Below are 20,712 nucleotides of genomic sequence, written 5' to 3' on the forward strand. Positions count from 1 at the left end.
TTTACCCGATCAAACCCCGCTCGCCGGTATGCCCGACCGCTCGACCTTGCGCGGCGCGGTGATTTCCTTCCAGGTCGAAAGTGCCTTGCTGACCGCCGTGACAGGCTCGCGCTTGACGAATTCGCCATGGCCCTCCTGGGTCTTGATCGTATCTTCCTCGATCGCGACGACGCCGCGGGTCAGCGTGTAGCGCGGCAGGCCGGTCACCGTTTTGCCCTCAAAGACGTTGTAGTCGATCGCCGATTGCTGCTTGGCTGATGTAATCGTCTTCGAACGCTTCGGGTCCCAGACGACGAGATCGGCGTCTGATCCAACGAGGATCGCGCCCTTCTTCGGATAGATGTTAAGGATCTTGGCGATATTGGTCGAGGTGACGGCGACGAATTCGTTCATCGTCAGGCGGCCGGTGTTGACGCCATAGGTCCAGAGCATCGGCATGCGGTCCTCGAGGCCGCCGGTGCCGTTGGGGATCTTGGTGAAATCACCCAAACCGAAGCGCTTCTGCGCCGTCGTGAAGGCGCAGTGATCGGTCGCAACCACCTGCAGCGAACCCGAGGCGAGGCCGGCCCAAAGGCTGTCCTGATGCTGCTTGTTACGGAAAGGCGGCGACATGACGCGGCGGGCGGCATGGTCCCAGTCCTTGTCGAAATATTCGGTTTCGTCGAGCGTCAGGTGCTGGATCAGCGGTTCGCCATAGGCGCGGACGCCCTTCTGGCGAGCGCGGCGGATCGCTTCATGCGCCTGTTCGCAGGAGGTGTGGACGATGTAGACGGGGCAGCCCGCCATGTCGGCGATCATGATGGCGCGGTTGGTGGCCTCGCCCTCGACCTCGGCGGGGCGGGAATAGGCATGCGCCTCCGGGCCGTTGTTGCCTTCCGAGAGCAGTTTAGCGGACAGCGAAGCCACGACGTCGCCATTTTCGGCGTGGACCAGCGGCAGGGCCCCGAGCTCCGCGCAGCGCTGGAAGGAGGCAAACATCTCGTCGTCGTTCACCATCAAGGCGCCCTTGTAGGCCATGAAGTGCTTGAAGGTATTGATGCCCTTGTCCTCGACGATCGTCTTCATCTCGTTGAAGACCTGTTCGCCCCACCAGGTGATCGCCATGTGGAAGGAATAGTCGCAGTTGGCGCGGGTAGATTTATTGTCCCACATGGTCAGCGCTTCGAGCAGCGACTGGCCGGGCGAGGGCAGGGCGAAATCGACGACCATCGTCGTGCCGCCGGAGAGCGCAGCACGGGTGCCGCTCTCGAAATCGTCGGAGGAATAGGTGCCCATGAAGGGCATTTCGAGATGGGTGTGCGGATCGATACCGCCTGGCATGATGTAGCAGCCCGTCGCATCGAGCGTTTCCGTGCCCGACAGGTTCGGCCCGATCTCGACGATCTTCCCGCCGTCGATCTTGATGTCCGCCTTGTAGGTCAGGTCGGCGGTGACGATGGTGCCGTTTTTGATGACTGTGGTCATGCCTTGATCTCCTCATGCCTAGAAGCCGCGTGTGCGGGCGAAAAACGCGCTGTCGCGCATGGAGCAGAAAGCCTGCCCTCCAATAAGGAAAGTATCGTTTCGAGAACCGCGCGGCGCTCGCGAAGAATTTCATCGTTCCAGAAGCGCAGGACCGAATATCCTTGCGCATTCAGCCAGTTTGTTCGCGTAACGTCGTGTTCGCTCTCGGCGTGCTGAGAACCGTCGAGTTCCACGATGAGGTTCTTTTCGCGGCAGATGAAATCGACGAAATAGGGACCTAGCGGAATCTGGCGGGCGAATTTGTAGCCGTTCAGCCGGCGGTTTCTGACTTCGATCCAAAGGCGGTATTCCGCATCCGTCTCGGTTTGGCGAAGATTGCGAGCGCGGCTGGTTGCGCCGGATTTTCGGACCCAGGCGTCGGTTTTATCGCTTGCCATTGGGAACCCCTCATCGCCTCGCTCTGCTCGGCACTTCTCCCCAAGGGGAGAAGGGGGCGCGAGCCTCGCCCTTGCGTTTTCAGCCTGTCTGCGCCGAACTGAAGATATGTCGCTGAGCGTGTGCCGTAGGCCTGTCTTCTCCCCTTGGGGAGAAGGTGCCCGAAGGGCGGATGAGGGGTTCTCAGTGGCGTAGGCGTCGCGACTCACGCCACTATCTCCGCCGTCTCCACCACCGCATGGAACAGCACGTCCGCGCCGGCGGCGGCCCATTCCTTGGAGATATCCTCGGCTTCGTTGTGGCTGAGGCCGCCGACGCAGGGGCACATGACCATGGTCGCCGGTGCCACCTTGGCGGCCCAGCAGGCGTCGTGGCCGGCGCCGGAGATAAGGTTCATGTGGCTGTAGCCCAACTTTTCGGCGGCTTCGCGCACGCGCCCGACCAGAACGGGGTCGAAGGTGACGGGCTCGAAATGGCCGATTGCCTCGACCGAACAGCCGACGCCGAGTGCATCGCAGATCTCGGGCGCCTTGGCCTCGATCTCGGCGCGCATGCGGTCGAGCTTGGCCTTGTCTGGGGTGCGGATGTCGACCGTAAATACGACCTTACCCGGCAGGACGTTGCGGGAATTCGGAGAGAAGAAGACCTGGCCGACGCCGCCCACGGCTCCCGGCTGGTTTGCCATCGCCACGCCCTGGACCATCTCCAGGATGCGGGACATGGCAAGACCTGCATTGACGCGCATCGCCATCGGCGTGGAGCCCGTGTGGGCCTCGCGGCCAGTCAGTGTGAATTCCAGCCACCAGAGCCCCTGACAGTGGGTGACGACGCCGATCTGCTTGTTTTCCGCTTCCAGGATCGGGCCCTGCTCGATGTGATATTCGAAATAGGCGTGCATCTTGCGCGCGCCGACCTCTTCCTCGCCGAGCCAGCCGATGCGCTTCAGTTCGTCACCATAGGTCTTGCCCTCGGGGTCTTTACGGCCATAGGCGTAGTCCAGCGAATGCACACCGGCAAAGACGCCTGAAGCCAGCATGGCGGGGGCAAAGCGGGCGCCTTCCTCGTTCGCCCAATTTGTGACGACGATCGGGTGCTTCGTCTTGATGCCGAGATCGTTCATGGTGCGCACGACTTCAAGCGCCGAGAGCACACCGAGCACGCCGTCATACTTGCCGCCGGTCGGCTGGGTGTCGAGGTGGCTGCCGACATAGACCGGAAGAGCATCTGGGTCGGTGCCGGGACGGGTCGCGAACATGGTGCCCATCTTGTCGACGCCCATGGTCATGCCGGCCTTTTCGCACCAGGACTTGAAGAGATGACGTCCTTCGCCGTCCTCGTCGGTCAGCGTCTGGCGATTGTTGCCGCCGGCGATGCCGGGGCCGATCTTCGCCATGTCCATCAATGCATCCCAAAGGCGGTCGCCATTGATACGCATGTTTTCCCCTGGCGCTGCCACCATCTGAAAGTCCTCACCTGTTTTTCGCGGGGCGATGCAAGTCGCATGCCCATTTTGTTCCCGTGGTCTCGACCGGAGCGCTGTTGTTTTTGTAGCCCCGGAATTTCCGCGATTGCCTTTACTTGACAACTGACAGATAATTTGACCGATTGGTAAACATTACAACTTCCGTGGCAACGCTCAAGACGAAAAAGACGAAAAGCACCGACAAAATTACAGGCAGCTGCCCAAAATTCCGTCAATGAATACTTGGCGCAAACCTGACTGAAAGGGTTGGATTTTCAAGGGAATTAGAATCGACATGGCTATTCCTAGAGCCGCGAAGACGCAACGCCGCACCCGCATCCAGGAAGAGAAGGAAGAGCAGATTCTCGAAGCGGCGCTCGACGTGTTTTCCGTACACGGATTTCGCGGATCGACCATCGACCAGATTGCCGAGGTTGCCGGCATGTCGAAGCCCAATCTTCTCTACTATTTCCGCACCAAGGAAGCGATGCATCGCGCGCTGATCGACCGGGTGCTGTTCACCTGGCTGGAGCCGCTGCGCGCCTTTAATGCCGAGGGCGATCCGGAGAGCGAGATCCGCAGCTATATCCGCCGCAAGCTGGAAATGGCGCGCGATTTTCCACGAGAAAGCCGGCTATTTGCAAACGAGATGCTGCAGGGCGCGCCGCATGTGGTGGATGAACTGAAGGGACCGCTGAAGAGCCTTGTCGACGAGAAGGCCGAGGTAATCCGCGCATGGGCGAAGGCCGGCAAGATCGCGAAATGCGATCCTTACCACCTGATCTTTTCCATCTGGTCGACGACGCAGCATTATGCCGATTTTGACGTTCAGGTCCGCGCCGTACTAGGCGACCAGCATTCCGGCGAAGGCCGCTTCGAGGATGCGGCCCGCTTCCTCGAACAGCTCTTCATGGGCGGATTGTCGGTGCATCCGCTGACTTAAAGCTCATTTTCCGTTTGTTGCCATTGCCCGCAGCAGGAGTTCGGCGGCGCGTTCAAGCGTGTATGGCTTCTGTAGGATCGGTGCATCGGCATGGCTTTTTGCCTGAGCGACGCCCTCGCCGTAACCGGTTGCGAAAGCGAAGGGAATGCCTTGCGCCTGCAGCTTTTCGGCGATCGGGAAACTGGTGTCGTCGCCGAGATTGACGTCGAGAAGCGCCAGGTCGAAGGTCTTTTCGCCGAGGATTTCCAGGGCATGAAGAACGGTGGCGGCGGTGATCACTTCCGACGCTCCGAGACGGTGCAGTATGTCCTCGCTGTCCAAGGCAATGATGAGATTGTCTTCGACCAGCAGTACGGATAATCCCTCAAGCGGCCGCTCCGGAATGTTCTCACGGTTGGGGTCCAGGGCGTCGTCGTTCAGGGATGCGAATGCCGTGATGCCGGACGCAAAGGTCGCGTATGCGGCCGGTATGCGGAAATCGGCTTCCAACCCCGTTGACGAAAAGCGCATCTCCGCCTTGCCTTCGAGGTCATAGGGGATCGAGCGGCGAATGATGGTTGTGCCGAATCCCTGTCTTTTCGGCTCCTGCACCTTTGGTCCGTCGCTTTCGCGCCATGAGATCAGGAGATCGCCATCCTTGCCCTTCTCCCCATCCTTGCCTTTTTCCCAAGTGACAGAGACGGTGCCTCTTGCGGACAGGCTTCCGTATTTTGCGCTGTTGGTCACCAGTTCGTGGAAGACCAGGGCAGCCGTCGAAAAGGCCCGCGGGGCCAGAAGGACGTCTGGACCTGACATGTGCAGACGGTCGGCATTCCTGCCGAGATAAGCGGCGGCCTCCGCCTGCAGCAATTGCGGGAAGGATGCCGGCGCCCAGTTGTCACGCGTAATCTGGTCATGGGCGCGGGCGAGCGATTGCACCCGACCTTCAAGCTGGCTGACATAGTCGCCGATCGACGTTTCCGACGTTTTGGATTGTCGCACCAAGCCATTGATGAGGCTTAGAATATTGCGGACACGGTGGTTCAGCTCGGCAATCAGCAGTTCCTGGCGTTCGCTGGCCTGCTGGCGCGCCACGCTTGCCTCATCCGCCAGCCGAAGCACGACCTCGATCAGCGTCACGCGGATCGTGTCGGCGACGCGCTGTTCGGCTGACGTGAAAGGCGCCGAACGGCCGCGCACGAGTTCCGACCAGGCCTCAAAGCTCTTGCGCGGTGTCAGGCGAGGGCCGTTCGGTCCGTATTCGACAGGCTTGTGGGGGTCGCCGGCCCAACGGACCGAGCGCACGATTTCCTGGCGGAATAGAATGACGTAATCGCGCGGCGAGCGGGAAATCGGGATCGCGAGCAGGCCGGCGATTTCCTCGCTTTTCAGCTCCGGATAGGTCTTGCCGATATTGTCCGTTGCAAACACCTTGCCGGCGGCGGTGCGGTTGAGCAATCCCACCATCTTTGCGAAATCGGTCTGCGATGGGGCAAGCCCGCTGAGGGCCGAACGGCCGTTAATCCAGACCCCGATGCCATCGGCGGGGATCGCGTTGGCAAGTGCGTCGATCAGCCAGGCGGGATCATCGAGCAGGCTTGCATTGTCTGCCACCGATGTGAGGAGCTTGTCGGCGATCTGCCGGGCTTTGGTCTCGTATTCCAGAGCCATGCGCCGCTCTCGGCTCTCCAGGCGCGAGGCGAACATCTGGCCGAAAAGCTCCGATGTCGAGCGCCGCTCGGAGGAGGGCAGGCGAGGGCTGTAGTGATGGCAGGCAAACAGGCCCCAGAGCTTGCCGTCGACGACGATGGAGACCGAGAGGGAGGCGCCGACCCCCATGTTCTTCAGATATTCAATATGGATCGGCGAGACCGAGCGCAGCACCGACATGGAAAGATCGAGCGTACGGCCGTGCTCATCGACCTCGGGCAGGACCGGCACCGGCTTGGCGTCAATGTCTGAAATGATGCGGAAGAGGTTGCGGAGATAGAGCGCGCGGGCCTGTACAGGGATGTCTGACGCCGGATAGTGCAGGCCGAGGAAGGAGCCGATGCCGGGGCGGGCGACTTCGGCCACGACCTCGCCGGAGCCGGTCTCGTCGAAGCGATAGACCATGACGCGGTCGAAACCCGTCAGTGCGCGCGCCTGTCTTGCTCCCTCGCGGAAGAAGGCTTGCAACGTTTCCGCCTGGTCGAGCCGGCCCATCATGCTGCGGATCGATATGGCGGAGCCGCGGTTCTCCTCCTGCGAAGGTTCCGCCTCGATGATGATCTGTCCCTCGACCACGTGGACGGCGACGTCGAAAGCACCGCGCCCGTCCTGCAGGACCACGCCGAACAGCCTTTCCACGACATCCGGCCCGTGAATGATGGCGAGGCGATTGCGCAGCGCATGTATCGCCACTTTCGACAGGATTTCGCCGATAGGCTGGCCGAGGATATCAGAATGGGGAACGCCGAGGAAGGTTTCGACATTGACCGATGCTCGGGAGACCAGCCAGTCCGACGACAGGACCAGAAGGAAGCCGAAGGGCTGGATCGCCCCGAGACGGTGGATGGGTTCGCGGTCGCAATTCGTCAGGTCGACATGCGTCAATTCGACAGTCACGAGGGGATAAGCTCCAGTTCGAGTTCGGCAGCCCTCTTGAAGAGAGCGAAGACGGATCTTGCCGCGGCGATGGCTCGATCCTCCTCAACAGGGCTGAACTCGTCGAGCTTTTCCATGAATGTCTTCATTGCGCCCTTCGGTCCCTGAAAGCCGAGGTAGCCGGACGGAAATTCCACCGGCACCTGCCTTGCAAACATTGCGCCTCCAAGCTTCGATCCCTCCAGCACGTATGCAGCCCCCCAGATTTCGTCCTCGGTCGAGAATGTCGGGGCGGGGAGGTGCTCAGGAGCGCTCGTGCCGAGAGCCGTCAGATCATCCATCAATTTTCTCCGCCTGCGTCGATCGCGCCAGTCGGGAATAATGTCTTCGACGCCAGCTTGTTCCAGCGCGATCTCGATGGGTGGCAGAACCCGCGCATGGGCGCAGAGGAAGGAGGCGTATCGGTTCCGATCGGCAAGATCGAAGTGCCCGAAAATGTGGTCTACGGCTTTGTGGTCATCGCTTGTGTCTGTGCGAAGCGTCATACGGAGGGGCATTTATGGCTATGTCCGAACTGATATGATTTCCCAATCTATTCAAGGGTTAGCCATATGTCGCGGTGGCGGACGATTTCCAGAGCATTTGCAAAAATACTGCCCCTGCGCGGGCGGCGAGCCGCACACGGGCCGAATCTTCGGATTCGACCGTAACAGTTCTCCTCTTATGCCGCAGTCTCCACGCCGCTCGCAAAGGTGTAACCTTCGTCGGCCCAGCCGGTCAGGCCGCCGATCATGAGCTTGACGGAGAGGCCGAGGCGAGAGAGGCGGAGTGCTGCCTTGTCGGCGCCGTTGCAGTGCGGGCCGGCGCAATAGACAACGAAGAGCGTATCGGCAGGCCATTGCGACATACGATGCGCGGTCATCTTGCCATGCGGCAGGTTGATGGCGCCAGGCACATGCTGAAGCGCGAAGAGCGCCGGCGAACGCACGTCGAGCAGCACGAAATCTACCTTATCGGCTGCGAAGGCGGCATTGACATCGGAGCAATCGGTTTCGAATGCCAGCTTGCGGGCGAAATGATCGGCAACAGTTTGCGGATTGGCGGCAGGGGCTTCGGAGACGGGGCTTTTTGAAACGGAGTTTGTCATGATTTTCCTTTCTGGATTTCGTTGCCGCCGATCCTCGCCGATGTTAGAGCTTGGCGAAATTGGCCGTAATGACAGATAGCGTAAAGATCATGCCAAATTCATCTATGCATAAGACGCAAGGGCCACACGTGGTTGTTCTCGCCTATGACGGGCTCTGCACCTTCGAATTCGGGATCGCCTACGAGGTCTTCGGGTTGTCGCGTCCGGAAATGGGGGAAGGGTGGTATCGCTTCTCCGTTGCCGGCGTCGAGTCGGGGCCGCTACGCGCAGGTGGCGGGCTGACAGTCGGCGTTGATCGCGGGATTGAACTGCTCGAAGAGGCAGACCTGATCGTCGTGCCCGGCTGGAGGGCGATCGATGCGCCGGTGCCGGAGCGTTTGGTTGCCGCGCTGCGGGCCGCGCATGCGCGTGGCGCGCGCGTGATGTCGCTCTGCTCCGGCGTCGCGGTACTTGCCGCTTCCGGCCTGCTCGGCGGACGCCGCGCCACGACGCATTGGCGATATGTCGCCTCCATCGCGGCACGCTATCCCGAGATCACGCTCGATGCCGACGTGCTCTATATGGACGAGGGCAGCATCATGACGGCGGCAGGCAGTGCGGCCGGCATCGATCTCTGCCTGCACGTGGTGCGTCGCGATTTCGGCGCGGATGCCGCCAACAGCGTAGCGCGCCGGCTCGTCGTGCCGCCGCATCGCGAGGGCGGGCAGGCGCAGTTCATTGCCGCGCCTGTTCCGGAGGAGCGCGAAGGTATCCGCCTCGGACCGCTTATCGAATCGATGCGCGAGCGCCTGTCGGAAGACCAGCCGATCCGCATCCTAGCGGACCGAGCCGGCATGAGCGTGCGTACCTTCCAACGCCGGTTCGAGGCGGCGACCGGCGATAGCGTCGGCGAATGGCTGATGAAGGAGCGGCTGCGCCGTGCCCGCGACCTTCTGGAAAGAGAGCTTGCCGTCTCGCTCGACGACATCGCCGCCGCGAGTGGTTTCGGCACACTTGCCACCATGCGCCATCATTTTCGCCGGCGCCTCGGAACAAGTCCAAGCGCCTATCGACGTTCCTTCGGGGGATGCATGGAGAGTGCGGCGCGCAGTTAGCTTCTAACCGCCGGTCATCCCAAGGGGCGACCGGCGTTATATCGTTGCAGCCGAATTACTCCGCCGCCTGCCTTGCCATCGGGTTGTTCGGGTGGGTCGTCCAGTTGGCATAGTTGGGATCGACCACCTTGCCGGTGCGCTTGTCGAGGGCGCCTGCGGGCAGGGCTTCCATGGTGATGCAGTTCTCGACGGGACAGACGCTGACGCAGAGATTGCAGCCGACGCATTCCTCGTCCTTCACCTCGAAGTGGCGGACACCGTCCACGAAGTTGGTGATCGCCTGATGCGAGGTATCCTCGCAGGCGATGTAGCAGCGGCCGCACTTGATGCAGGCGTCCTGGTCGATCTTGGCCTTGGCGATGTAGTTGAGGTTCAAATATTGCCAGTCGGAGACATTCGGCACGGCACGACCGGTAATATCATCGAGAGTGCGGTGGCCCTTTTCGTCCATCCAGTCGGACAGGCCCGTGATCATCTCTTCCACGATCTTGAAGCCGTAGGTCATGGCCGCCGTGCAGACCTGCACGTTGCCGGCGCCGAGCACCATGAATTCGGCTGCATCGCGCCAGGTGGTGATGCCGCCGATGCCCGAGATCGGCAGGCCGCGCGTATCGGGGTCACGGGCGATCTCGGCCACCATGTTGAGCGCGATCGGCTTCACCGCCGGGCCGCAATAGCCGCCGTGGCTGCCCTTGCCGCCGACCGTCGGGTTGGGGGCGAAGTTGTCGAGATCGACCGATACGATCGAGTTGATGGTGTTGATCAGCGAAACGGCATCGGTGCCACCGGCCTTGGCGGCGCGGGCAGGTTTGCGGATGTCGGTGATGTTAGGCGTCAGCTTGGTGATGACGGGCATGCGCGTATATTGCTTGCACCAGCGCACGACCATCTCGATATATTCCGGCACCTGGCCGACCGCGGAGCCCATGCCGCGCTCGGACATGCCGTGCGGACAGCCGAAATTGAGTTCGATGCCGTCGGCTCCGGTCTCTTCGACCAGCGGCAGGATCGCCTTCCAGGCATTTTCCTCACAAGGGACCATGATCGAGGCGATCAGTGCCCGATCGGGCCAGTTCATTTTCACCTGCTTCATTTCGCGCAGGTTGGTAAAGAGGTCGCGGTCGGTGATGAGCTCGATATTGTTGAGACCGAGAAGACGGCGGTCGGCCCCCCAGATCGCGCCGTAGCGCGGGCCGTTGACGTTGACGACGGGCGGGCCTTCCTCGCCGAGCGTCTTCCAGACCACGCCGCCCCAGCCCGCCCTGAAGGCACGCTCGACGTTATAGGCCTTGTCGGTCGGCGGCGCGGAGGCGAGCCAGAACGGGTTCGGGGATTTGATGCCGACGAAATTATTGCGGAGATCAGCCATTGTTCATCCTCCCCTTCAAGCGACGGCCACGGCCGGCTGCGCACCGGCAGCAAGCACGCGGTTGATGGATTCGGCGGCATCCCGTCCTTGCGCGACGGCCGCAACGGTCAGGTCTTCTCCGCCGAGTACGCAGTCGCCACCGGCCCATACGCCTGATAGCGAGGTGCGACCATCGGTATCGATGACGATGCGGCCGGCTTCCATCTTGAGAGCGCCAAGACCGGAGGCCTCAAAGGTCTGGCCGATCGCCTTGAAGATCTGGTCGGCGGCGATGACGCCTGTATCGCCCGTGCCGGTCAGCTTGCCGTCGACGAGTGCGGTATATTCGACCTCGATGCCGGCGACCTTGCCGTCCTTGGCGATGATCTGCTTCGGCGCCAGCCAATGGCGGATGATGACGCCCTTGGAGGCTGCCAGGTCCTGCTCGAATTCCGAGGCGTTCATGTGCTCCTTGCCGCGGCGATAGCAGATCGTCACCTCTTCGGCGCCGAGGAGTTTTGCCTGCACGGCGGCGTCGATCGCCGTCATGCCGCCGCCGATGACGACGACGCGGCGGCCGATCGCCATGTCGGCCTTGTCGTCGGCCTGGCGCAGATCGGCGATATAGGCGACCGCATCGGCAACGCCGTCGAGGTCTTCGCCGGCTGCACGCAGCGCGTTGACGCCTGAGAGCCCGAGACCAAGGAAGACGGCGTCATACTGGCTCGAAAGATCGGCGAGCGAGAAGTCACGGCCGAGCATCTGGCCGTTCCTGACCTCGATGCCGCCGATCGAGAGCACGTAATCAACTTCCTTCTGGGCGAAATCATCGACCGTTTTATAGGTGGCGATGCCGTATTCGTTGAGGCCGCCGGCCTTTTCGCGCGCGTCGAAGATGACGACGGAATGGCCCTTGACAGCTAGGCGGTGGGCGCAGGCAAGGCCGGCGGGTCCCGCGCCGACGACGGCGATGGTCTTTCCGGTCGCCGCGGCTCGGCTGTAGAACTGCTTGTTCTCGGCCATGGCTATATCGGTTGCATAGCGCTGCAGGCGGCCGATCTCGACCGGGCGCTCTTCGGCCGTGTTGCGCACACAGGCCTCTTCACAGAGCTGTTCGGTTGGACAGACGCGGGCGCACATGCCGCCGAGGATGTTCTGGTCGAAGATCGTCTTTGCCGAGCCGATCGGATTGCCCGTCGATATCTGCCGGATGAACATCGGGATATCGATCGAGGTGGGACAGGCCGTCATGCACGGCGCGTCATAGCAGAAATAGCAGCGGTCGGAAGCGACCAGCGCCTCGTGCTTGTCGAGGCGCGGATGAAGATCGGAAAAATTAGCCTCGTACTCGGCGGGCGTGAGCCGGCCTTTCTGAATCCCAGTTTCCAGTCGTCCCATTGAAGTTCCCTCATTATTGGATAACGGCCAGTAAAGGGGAGCGTAACCCAGTCCAAAAAATTTATCAAACGGTAAAATTTTGAGCTAAATAGAGCGCAGAAAAAGGTTTCGAAAAAAATCGAGATTTTTTTATTTGAGTGGGAACCAACTTTATGGCGGGTAGTTATTCGGGTGTCCGGATGACGATCGCATCGACCCAATGCGCGCCCCCAATCATCCGGATTAATGTACTCACGGTCCCCTCCCGATGAGTAGAAAAAGCAGCCGGTGCGCCGCCCTCGCACTGGCTGTTTTTCGTTGTGAAATCATCAAGAAAGGGATCGCGGCCAGCGCAGCTTCTAGGGGCGCCTGAGGATCTCGTATTCGGTTTCCGGAATGAGGATGCTGTAGTCAATACGATCGGGGCGCAGCTCGAACTTCACGCGGCCGTTCATCGATGTGGGCACGACACGCTCGAGGACAGTTCTGCTGAAGCTGTTGTCTTCGAATTCCTGTACGGCCGAGGGCGTCGATATCTGCTCCGACCAGATCACCTCGATGGCTTTCTTGCCGTCCAGATTTGACTCATTGCAATTCAGCAGGATCTTGGTCGTGCCGGCCGATATCGCGCCATGCGAGGCGGAATTGACGATCAACTCGTGTAATGCCAGCCCCAGATGGACGGCGGCGTTGGGCGTCAGATGCGCGTTGATGCCGTAGATCGGCATGGGCACCGCGACATCGGGCCAATAGGGGGCGAACTGCTTTTCCGCCAGTTCGAAGAGATAGGCGCCGCGCCAGCTTGAATCGGTGATGAGATCCTGGGAGTTGGAAAGGGACTGCAGGCGGCCTCGGAATTTTATGAGAAAATTGTCCAGCGACAATGTATGCCGCGCAGTCTGGGTGGCGATGCCCTGAATGATGGCAAGCAGGTTCTTCGACCGGTGAGACAACTCCCTGAGCAGCGATTTCAGGACCTTTTCGCGATGACGGCTCTCGGTGATCTCCGACATAACCGAAAGCAGGCCATAGTCGCCGGATCGTCCGGTTCGTTCGATTTTGATTTCGAAGATTCTGGAACCATCGGTCGTCAGAAAGTCTATTTCGGTCCTGGACGGCGCACCGTTCTCCAGCACCTTGCGCTTGAGGTCTGCAAGACGCTGTCCGTCCCTGGCCCCGAATAGCTGCAGGTCACCCTTGCCGAGAATGAGGGAAGGCTTGAGATGTTCGGGGAGATTTTCAGCGTAGACAATTGCCAGGCTGGAATCCTGGAACATGATCGAAATGCCGGCGCTACCGAGCGCCCGCTCCATTATGGCGGCCTTGCCCTCCAAACCGAAGGCGGCGCTCGACAATGGTTCAGTGGTATTCACAAAGTCGCCTTTCCCTCGGTTTTCCCTGAACAACGCCGGAATCGCGTGCCCCGTGGAAATCCATGGTGTTACTCATATAACAATTCGTCACGAAAGCTAGCGAAGCGCTTCGGCTGAGCCGAAACGCTTGCTGCTTTTCTTTGTTCCATTCTGAAATACAAGGGTAACTCAGGCTGCGACGCGCGTCGTTTCGTTGAAGAACAGAGCTTGGCTGATCAATGCCTTGACCATATCGGGGTTGAACGGCTTGGTGACCAGGAAAGTCGGTTCCGGCCGTTCGCCGGTCAGCAAGCGCTCCGGGAAAGCGGTAATGAAGATCACCGGGACGCTAGAGGTCTTCAGGATGTCGTTGACGGCATCGATACCGGAGCTGCCGTCGGCGAGCTGAATGTCGGCCAGAACCATGCTCGGCTTGGTCGCATTGTAGAGCGCCACTGCTTCGGAGTGGGTACGGGCGATGCCGGTGACACGGTGGCCGAGGCTTTCGACCATCTGCTCGATATCCATGGCGATCAGGGGCTCGTCCTCGATGATCATGATATCGGTTGCCACCTGGCGAGAGATTTCCTGCGATGCCTTGTCGAGCAGGCGAACGACTTCCGGTTCTTCGACCTCGAGAATATCGGCTATTTCCGCAAGGCGGAAATTCTCGACGGAGGCCAATAGGAATGCCTGCCGCGCGACCGGAGAAACCTTGGCAAGATTGACGGTTGCGCGCTGCTCCCACGCATAGGGGGAAGTAGGCTCCGGTATCTGCACTGCGGTGGAACCAAAGAGCTTGGTGAAAAGTTTATAAAGTGCGACCCGGTCATTGGATGTATCGGGGAAGATGGAGATGTCTGCGATAATCGCTTCCAGCACCGCCGCGACATAGGCGTCGCCTGAAGTCTGTGTTCCGGTGAGTGCGCGGGAATAGCGACGCAGATAAGGAAGGTGCGGCGCAATTCGAGTGGAAAGTGTCATAAATAACTCCCGTCCTTAAGACGCTATCGGCTTTAATGAGAGCTAAATGCCAGGGGGTCAAAAAAGTTCCGAAATGCAGGAACTTTTTTTATTGCCGGGCATTATGGTGGCGACAAACGGTGGGTTTGTTCGCGTGTGATCCGTTCCTGATGGCGACAGCGTGGATGAGGCTTCTCCCTACCTTATCCACGACGTGAGAACGGTGATCCCCAGGCTGAAGACGACCCGCAGATGTAAACGATCCGAAAGCGAATTTTTTAGATGACAGCACAGAAGCAGGAAAAAGCAGATGCCAAACAGCCCGATGTCCGGGTTGTCGACATTCTGGATCCCACCAATCAGATCGGCGTCAAGCTGCGCTCCCTTTATGCAGCTGCCCAGGACGAGGCAATCCCTGACCGTTTCCTGGATTTACTGGAGAAGCTGGACCGTGCGGAAAGCATGGCTTCAGCCAAAGTGGCCGAATAGGGATATCCCGGATGGAAAAAGCGGAACCGAGTTTCAAACGTGAACTCCTGGCAGCTCTCCCGAGCCTGCGTGCGTTCGCCATTTCGCTCATTGGCCGACATGACCGTGCCGATGATCTCGTTCAAGACACCATCATGAAGGCCTGGGCCAAGCAGGACCATTTCGAGATGGGCACGAACATGAAAGCCTGGCTCTTCACGATCCTGCGCAACGAGCTTTACAGCCAGATGCGCAAGAGCGGTCGTGAAATCCAGGACAGCGACGGGCTCTTTACCGAATCTATGGCGACGCATCCGTCTCAATACGGTGCGCTCGATCTGCAGGATTTCCGAAAGGCGCTCGATCAGCTGCCGCCGGACCAGCGCGAAGCGATCATCCTGGTCGGCGCCTCCGGCTTCTCATACGAAGAGGCTGCCGAAATTTGCGGCTGTGCGGTCGGCACGATCAAGAGCCGCGTCAACCGCGCCCGCCAGCGTCTGCAGGAACTGTTGCAGATATCAGGCGAAGCGGATTTCGGACCGGATGCAACATCGTCCCCGCTGACGTCGAGGGCGTTTGCTTTCTGAGGAAGACTGCTTGCTACAAAAGAAAGCCTCCGGGCAGGGATGCGCGGAGGTTTTGTTTTTTGTTGGCGCGCCTGCGTTGGTGAAAAACCCCTCATCCGTCCTTCGGGCACCTTCTCCCCAAGGGGAGAAGACAGGGGCGCCGCACCGTCGCAGCGTATATTCCACTCGGACAAAAAAGGCCTACAACGCGATGGGGCGGCTCGCTCCACTTCTCCCCTTGGGGAGAAGTGCCGAGCGTAGCGAGGCGATGAGGGGTTCCCTCTCGGCGAGAGACTGGGGCCTAAGTTAGGCGGGCGGCCCCAATCAATCCTCTTCGCGCTTCGATCCCAAAAGGTTGCTCAGCACAAAGGCCGCGGCGATGGCGACCGTCAACAGCGGCTGGCTACGCACGACGCCCAATGCGGCTGCCGCCATCGATTCCAGTTCTCTCTTTCGTTCGCGGGCGCGGCGCTCTTCCTGCGCATTCATGACGGCCATGACCACGAGAACGATGATGCCCAGGAGCAGGGCGCCGGCTGCCATGAACAGTGCCGCGCCGATTGCGCCGTATATGGTCGCGAGCCAGATCGCGGTCGCGACGAGCGCAAAGACATAGGCCGTCAGCAGCAGCAGGACGGCAATGGCTACAAAAATACCGTTGCGCTTGGTGCGCGCAACGGTGCGGCTGACGGACCCTGACAGCAGGAGGCTGACGATCGGAAACAGCATCAAGCCTCCTCAGCGGCGGGCAAGAAAGGCGATCAACAGGCCGACGGCTGCCGCCGCGCCGATGGTTGCTGCCGGATGGCGGCGAACGGTTTCGCGCATTTCGCGGGCGCCGCGGCTGTAGCTATCCTGGAGGTCATGCAGAATGTCTTCGCTGCGGCTCAGGAGATCGTCGTATCCCGCCTGCGCCTGATAGCGGATCTTCTTGCTCGTGTTGCTCTTGCTGATGAGCTTGGTCAGCGCAGCGATCTCGTCGCGGAGCGTTTCGAGTTGATCCTCGATCGTGGCCTCGAGATCGTGCAGGCCGCCATTGTGCTTGCTGCGAAGGGGATGGAGGAAGGACGTCGCCATAATCGGGTCTCCATTGTTCTGACGCGTCGCTCGCGTCGTTCTAGTCTGTAGTCGCCACTCTGTGCTGGATCCGCCTTGCTGCTGGCACACGCCTGCTCATCCGGCATTGATCCATGTCGTTGGCAAATCAACGCGTCGAACGATGAAAGGTTCCAGTGGTCGCTCGCTGCGAGAGACGTCTTGGAGACTGCGCAAGGGTGCAGCTGTCATTCATCGAATGCGCTGTGGGCGAGGACGAAGGGAGTGGCATCCTTCGGTACGCGATTGACCCTGAGCGGGCAGCCGAAGACCTGCTCCAGCATCTCGTCGGTCATGACCTCTGCGACCGACCCGCCAGCGGCGAGCATGCCGTTCTTCAACAGGACCATTCGGTCGGCGAAGAGGGCAGTCAGGTTCAGGTCGTGCATGACTGATATGACGCCGCCGCCGCGCCGGCAGAAGTTGCGCGCCAGGGTCATAATCGTCAGCTGGTGGCTGATGTCGAGGCTGGAGACCGGCTCGTCGAGGAACAGCCAGCATGGCTTTCCGTCGACGGCGGGCTCGGGGATCTGGCAGAGAACGCGAGCAAGCTGGACGCGCTGCTGCTCGCCACCGGAAAGTTCCTGATAGAAGCGCCCTTCGAAACCGGCGAGATCGACGGCCGCCAGGGCGTCGGCGACGATCCGCGCCGTCTGTTCCGGATGGCTGTTGCGCCCTGATGTCAGGCCCATGGCGATGATTTCGCGAACGGTGAAAGGAAAGGAGATGGTGCTTGCCTGCGGCAGCACTCCGCGCATCATCGCGAGCTGCCAGGGCGCCAGACTATGGATCTCCTCGCCATTCAGCCGGGCCGAACCCTTATAGGCAAGCTCTCCCGAGATTGCCTTCATCGTGGTGGTCTTGCCCGAACCGTTGGGGCCGCAGATCGCGGTCAGTTCACCGGCTCGTGCAACGAAGGACAGATCGCCGACGACTGTCTTGCCGGAGAGTCGGACGGAAAGGTTTTTAGCTTCGATCATCTTGATGTCACAGGCTGAGGCGCGAGCGCTGGCGCAGCAGGATCCACAGGAAGAACGGTCCTCCGACGGATGCGGTGATGATGCCGATCGGCAGTTCTGCCGGCACGACCAGGGTGCGGGCCAGGACGTCGGCAAAAATCAGTAGCGAACCGCCGAGGAGTGCCGAAGCCGGCAGGAGATAACGATGGTCGGGGCCGATGACCATGCGCAGCAGATGCGGCACGACGATGCCGACGAAGCCGATGCCGCCGCTGACGGCGACCGATGCGCCTGTCGCGCCCGCGACGGTAACGATCGCGATCGTCTTCAGTCGCTGGACAGGAATGCCCATGTGGAAGGCCGCTGCTTCTCCGAGCGTGATCGCGTTGAGGCCGCGGGCCATGAAGGGCATGGCGACCAGCGACAGCAGAATGATCGGGCCGGCGGCGGCGATCTTGATCCAGGTGGCTCCGGAGAGCGAGCCCATGCCCCAGAAGGTGAGGTCGCGCAATTGCCGATCGTCGGCCATGTAGATCAGCACGCCGGTCAGTGCCATGGTCATGGCGCCGAGCGCGATGCCGGCAAGCAACATCGTTGCAACAGAGGTTTGGCCGTTGCGAGTGGCGATGCGGTAAAGCAGCAGCGTCGTCACCAACCCGCCTGTGAAGGCGGCTAGCGGCAGGGCGTAGATGCCGAGCCCATTGTAAAGCGGCGCGGCAATTCCGTTGCCGAGTACGATCATCACGACAGCGCCGAAGCTTGCGCCCGAGGAAACGCCGACGAGACCGGGATCGGCAAGCGGGTTGCGGAACAGCCCCTGCATGATCGCGCCCGAGACTGCCAGCGAGGCGCCGATCAGGAAGCCCAGCGTGGCGCGAGGCATGCGGATGTCCAAGATGATGATCCGGTCGCGGGTGCTGAGCACGCCATCGGCCTTGCCCATGGCCACGCTTCTGATGACGTCGACGAAGGAGGCGTCCGATGCGCCTGTCGTTACGGAAAACAGCAGAGAGAAGATCGCCACGACAATCAACGCAGCGATCATCAGCAGAGCCAGCCGCGAGCGATCGCCGGCGCGATAGCGTGACAGGATGGTGTCTTGCCGCCTTGCCATGTCCGTCTGCCGCGCCGCCGCTTCGCCGAAGGCCATGTCAGCCCCCGTAGATCGCGGTGTTCAGTTCGCGCACCGTGCTTGCGGTGCGCGGGCCGAAGCCGAGCAGATGAAGGCCGTCCATGCGGATGACGGCCTTCTTTTCGGCAGCCGGCGTCAGCGACAGAGCCGGCTGCTTCAGCAGCTCGTCGTTGGTGATCGGGTGCTCGCCGCCATTGCTCATGACGAGGATCACGTCGGGTTTCGCCTCGATGATCGCCTCGTCGGTCAGCGGCTTGTAGCCGGGGAAGGTGCCGACCGCGTTGACGGCGCCGGCGAGCTTTATGATGCCGTCGGCGGCGGTACCTGTGCCTGATGCGAGGATCTTGCCGCCCTGGGCGCTGAGGACGAAGAGCACGCGTTTGCGCTCCGCCTCCGGCCGCTTGGCGGCTTCGGAGATCGCCGCATCGAGATCGGCTGACACCTTGTCTTCAAGCGCCTTGGCCTTGTCGGGCACGCCGAGGACTGCACCGACAGTCTCGATCTTCTTGACGATGCCGGCGCGGTCATAGCTCTGCGGCACGGTCTCGAAGGGGACGCTGGCATTCCGGAGAACAGCAAGCGCCTCCGGCGGTCCTGATCCATCGACGGCGATGATCGCGGTCGGGTTGACCGCGAGGATGCCCTCCGGCGACAGCTGGCGCATATAACCGACATCGGGAAGCTTTTTTGCTTCCTCCGGATAGGTGCTGGTGGAGTCGCGGGCGATCAGGCGCTTCTCTTCGCCGAGCGCGTAGACAATCTCCGTCACGTCACCACCGATCGAGACCAGGCGGGAAGTGTCGACCTTGGCCGGTTCCGTGGCATGGGCTGGCCGGACGAAGCCGTAGCTGCCCTTGACCGGACCGACGGGCACAAAGGGCAGTGACATGACGACGAGCGTCAGCGCGACTTCCCAGGGTTTGATGCGCCCGGCATTCCTCAGAATGTTCATGATCCCAACCCTCAAGCGGCGACGCTGGTTCCGGCCTTCGGCAAGGCCTCGATGATCGCGCGCCATTCGTCGCGTTCCGCAACCCCTTCCTTCCGCTTGCCGAAGAACTGGATGATCATCTCGCCCTTGGCATCATAGGCTTCGAAGGATGTGACGTGGCCGTCGACAGTCGGCTTGCGCACGGCCCAGGCCTCAGCGATGTGGTCCTGGCGCAGATGCAGGTGGAAGGTCGGGTCCATGACGTTGATCCACGGGCCCAAGGTCTTGACGTTGAAGATCGGCCCTGAGTGAATCTGGACGATGCCGTCATTGGCGACGAAGCACATGATCGGCAGTCCATCTTCGACGGCGGCCCGCATCATCTCGGCCACGGCGCCGTCTTCGAGCTTCCAGGCATAGTCGTCGCCGACGCTGCGGATCGCGGCCTGGCGCCCGATTTTCAGTTTCTTCAGCATGCCGAAGAACTGGTGCGTATCCGTCATGCGGCCCCAGTGATCGCGCAGCTCCTCGCGGCTGACATCGCCATCCACCTCGCCGTTGCCCCCCGCGGAACGGTCCTCGACGAATTCCTGGGACTGATCGTCGATCCTGAGGTCGGCGACCATGGCGTGATAGGCTTCCACGTTGGAATCCGGCCGTAGATGAACCTTGTGGACCGCGGTGCCCGCCTTGTCGAAGAACTGCAGGCTGAGACGCTGCGTTTCGCCATCATCCTTGGTGACGGCAAAGCCGTGAACCCAGCGGCTGGGGAAGATGCGCAGGTCGATGTTCTCGCCGAGCACGATCGCCGATTGCTTGCCGGCCTTGATGTTCTCGTAGACGCCGATTTTCTCGTGCACGGCACTCTCGTTTCGCGACAAGGCGAGAACCTCGCCCAGCCCGGCGACGCGCGCCAGAAAACGTTCGACATCGGCGTCGATGCGGGTTGCCGTCAGCCCGACTTCGGCGGCAACGAGAGCCGCCTCGGAAATGCCGAGCTGGACTGCGATATCGCGCTCACGCATTTTCGGGTTTTCGAGCCGGTAGGCGCGGATTTCGGCGGGGGTCGGTCTGGTCCTGTCAGTCATCGTTCATGCCTATTTGTTGAGAATGAGCTTGCCTTGGCGGGTGATCTTCATCCGATAGACGGCGCCCTCATGCCTGATCATGATTTCGCTCTGGCCACGGAAAATCTCCGCACTTTCGACGGTTCTTACCTGCTGCACGACCGGTGGCGGCATCGGTTGTAGTGGTTTCTTCTCAGCAATCATCTTGCCTTTTTGCCTGAAAATTCATGGGGGCCTGGGGTGCTTCCGGGCCAGATTTATCTTGACTCACATACTCATCATTTTTTAATGACGCAATAGAAGACAATAAGAGTCAAGTTTAATTTTCAGTCCGGATATTTGGA

Annotated in this window: 21 protein-coding genes; 4 read left to right on the top strand and 17 right to left on the bottom strand. The window is 60.9% G+C overall.

The features are described from left to right. Window positions 1-9 precede the first annotated feature (9 nt). From hydA to EV561_RS06255, 3 genes are all read right to left on the bottom strand, one after another. A complete protein-coding gene (hydA, locus tag EV561_RS06245) occupies window positions 10-1,464 on the bottom strand; it encodes a dihydropyrimidinase (RefSeq protein ID WP_132518728.1) in 1,455 nt (484 codons plus the stop codon). Then, window positions 1,461-1,901, bottom strand: coding sequence for an endonuclease domain-containing protein (locus EV561_RS37560; RefSeq protein WP_188079867.1), 441 nt, complete (start codon window positions 1,899-1,901; stop codon window positions 1,461-1,463). Before EV561_RS37560 ends, hydA begins: the two co-directional genes overlap by 4 nt. A 203-nt stretch (window positions 1,902-2,104) precedes the next feature. After that, entirely contained in the window at window positions 2,105-3,358 is a 1,254-nt protein-coding gene (locus EV561_RS06255) for a Zn-dependent hydrolase (RefSeq protein WP_132518732.1), read from the bottom strand. 298 nt (window positions 3,359-3,656) lie between these two features. Between EV561_RS06255 and EV561_RS06260 the strand changes: the two genes are divergently transcribed. Beyond that, a complete protein-coding gene (locus EV561_RS06260; RefSeq protein WP_132518734.1) occupies window positions 3,657-4,304 on the top strand; it encodes a TetR family transcriptional regulator C-terminal domain-containing protein in 648 nt (215 codons plus the stop codon). Window positions 4,305-4,307: 3 nt separating this feature from the next. On the opposite strand, the gene EV561_RS06265 is transcribed toward EV561_RS06260, so the two are convergent. The 3 genes from EV561_RS06265 to EV561_RS06275 form a co-directional block, all read right to left on the bottom strand. Then, entirely contained in the window at window positions 4,308-6,890 is a 2,583-nt protein-coding gene (locus EV561_RS06265; RefSeq protein ID WP_132518735.1) for an HWE histidine kinase domain-containing protein, read from the bottom strand. Then, window positions 6,887-7,426 (bottom strand): biliverdin-producing heme oxygenase, encoded by a 540-nt coding sequence (locus EV561_RS06270; protein WP_132518737.1) that lies wholly within the window; start codon window positions 7,424-7,426, stop codon window positions 6,887-6,889. The genes EV561_RS06265 and EV561_RS06270 overlap by 4 nt, the downstream gene beginning before the upstream one ends. A 164-nt stretch (window positions 7,427-7,590) precedes the next feature. Next, complete coding sequence (locus EV561_RS06275; RefSeq protein ID WP_132518739.1) at window positions 7,591-8,016, bottom strand: rhodanese-like domain-containing protein; 426 nt, start codon at window positions 8,014-8,016, stop codon at window positions 7,591-7,593. A 68-nt stretch (window positions 8,017-8,084) separates the two neighbouring features. On the opposite strand from EV561_RS06275, the gene ftrA reads away from it, so the two are divergent. Then, the gene (gene ftrA, locus EV561_RS06280; RefSeq protein WP_132518741.1) at window positions 8,085-9,110 is read left to right on the top strand and encodes a transcriptional regulator FtrA; all 1,026 of its coding nucleotides are present in this window, start codon (window positions 8,085-8,087) and stop codon (window positions 9,108-9,110) included. Between the two features lie 55 nt (window positions 9,111-9,165). Here ftrA and preA read toward each other — a convergent pair whose 3' ends face one another. From preA to EV561_RS06300, 4 genes are all read right to left on the bottom strand, one after another. After that, complete coding sequence (gene preA, locus EV561_RS06285) at window positions 9,166-10,479, bottom strand: NAD-dependent dihydropyrimidine dehydrogenase subunit PreA (RefSeq protein ID WP_132518743.1); 1,314 nt, start codon at window positions 10,477-10,479, stop codon at window positions 9,166-9,168. Window positions 10,480-10,494: 15 nt separating this feature from the next. Next, window positions 10,495-11,856 carry an NAD(P)-dependent oxidoreductase gene (locus EV561_RS06290; RefSeq protein WP_132518745.1) on the bottom strand — a complete coding sequence of 454 codons (1,362 nt, stop codon included), beginning with the start codon at window positions 11,854-11,856 and terminating at the stop codon, window positions 10,495-10,497. A 338-nt stretch (window positions 11,857-12,194) separates the two neighbouring features. Beyond that, on the bottom strand, window positions 12,195-13,148 hold the full coding sequence (locus EV561_RS06295; protein WP_132519870.1) for a sensor histidine kinase: 954 nt from the start codon (window positions 13,146-13,148) through the stop codon (window positions 12,195-12,197). A gap of 228 nt (window positions 13,149-13,376) precedes the next feature. Further along, complete coding sequence (locus EV561_RS06300; RefSeq protein WP_132518747.1) at window positions 13,377-14,171, bottom strand: response regulator; 795 nt, start codon at window positions 14,169-14,171, stop codon at window positions 13,377-13,379. Window positions 14,172-14,432: 261 nt separating this feature from the next. On the opposite strand from EV561_RS06300, the gene EV561_RS06305 reads away from it, so the two are divergent. Both EV561_RS06305 and EV561_RS06310 read left to right on the top strand, forming a co-directional pair. Beyond that, window positions 14,433-14,639, top strand: coding sequence for a NepR family anti-sigma factor (locus EV561_RS06305; RefSeq protein WP_132518749.1), 207 nt, complete (start codon window positions 14,433-14,435; stop codon window positions 14,637-14,639). Between the two features lie 11 nt (window positions 14,640-14,650). Further along, complete coding sequence (locus EV561_RS06310; protein WP_132518751.1) at window positions 14,651-15,205, top strand: RNA polymerase sigma factor; 555 nt, start codon at window positions 14,651-14,653, stop codon at window positions 15,203-15,205. Between the two features lie 303 nt (window positions 15,206-15,508). Here EV561_RS06310 and EV561_RS06315 read toward each other — a convergent pair whose 3' ends face one another. The 7 genes from EV561_RS06315 to EV561_RS06345 form a co-directional block, all read right to left on the bottom strand. After that, window positions 15,509-15,913: a hypothetical protein gene (locus EV561_RS06315; protein ID WP_132518753.1), complete on the bottom strand. Its 405-nt coding sequence runs from the start codon at window positions 15,911-15,913 to the stop codon at window positions 15,509-15,511. A 9-nt stretch (window positions 15,914-15,922) separates the two neighbouring features. After that, complete coding sequence (locus EV561_RS06320) at window positions 15,923-16,261, bottom strand: DUF883 family protein (protein ID WP_132518755.1); 339 nt, start codon at window positions 16,259-16,261, stop codon at window positions 15,923-15,925. Window positions 16,262-16,467: 206 nt separating this feature from the next. Then, window positions 16,468-17,259 (bottom strand): heme ABC transporter ATP-binding protein, encoded by a 792-nt coding sequence (locus EV561_RS06325; RefSeq protein ID WP_132518757.1) that lies wholly within the window; start codon window positions 17,257-17,259, stop codon window positions 16,468-16,470. Between the two features lie 7 nt (window positions 17,260-17,266). After that, entirely contained in the window at window positions 17,267-18,352 is a 1,086-nt protein-coding gene (locus tag EV561_RS06330) for an iron ABC transporter permease (RefSeq protein WP_132519873.1), read from the bottom strand. 37 nt (window positions 18,353-18,389) lie between these two features. Beyond that, a complete protein-coding gene (locus EV561_RS06335) occupies window positions 18,390-19,322 on the bottom strand; it encodes a hemin ABC transporter substrate-binding protein (protein WP_132518759.1) in 933 nt (310 codons plus the stop codon). Between the two features lie 11 nt (window positions 19,323-19,333). Continuing rightward, on the bottom strand, window positions 19,334-20,389 hold the full coding sequence (locus tag EV561_RS06340; protein ID WP_132518761.1) for a ChuX/HutX family heme-like substrate-binding protein: 1,056 nt from the start codon (window positions 20,387-20,389) through the stop codon (window positions 19,334-19,336). Between the two features lie 9 nt (window positions 20,390-20,398). Continuing rightward, complete coding sequence (locus EV561_RS06345) at window positions 20,399-20,542, bottom strand: hemin uptake protein HemP (RefSeq protein WP_348633727.1); 144 nt, start codon at window positions 20,540-20,542, stop codon at window positions 20,399-20,401. Between the last annotated feature and the right edge of the window lie 170 nt (window positions 20,543-20,712).

Source organism: Rhizobium sp. BK376, from assembly GCF_004341625.1.
Classification (GTDB): Bacteria; Pseudomonadota; Alphaproteobacteria; order Rhizobiales; family Rhizobiaceae; genus Rhizobium.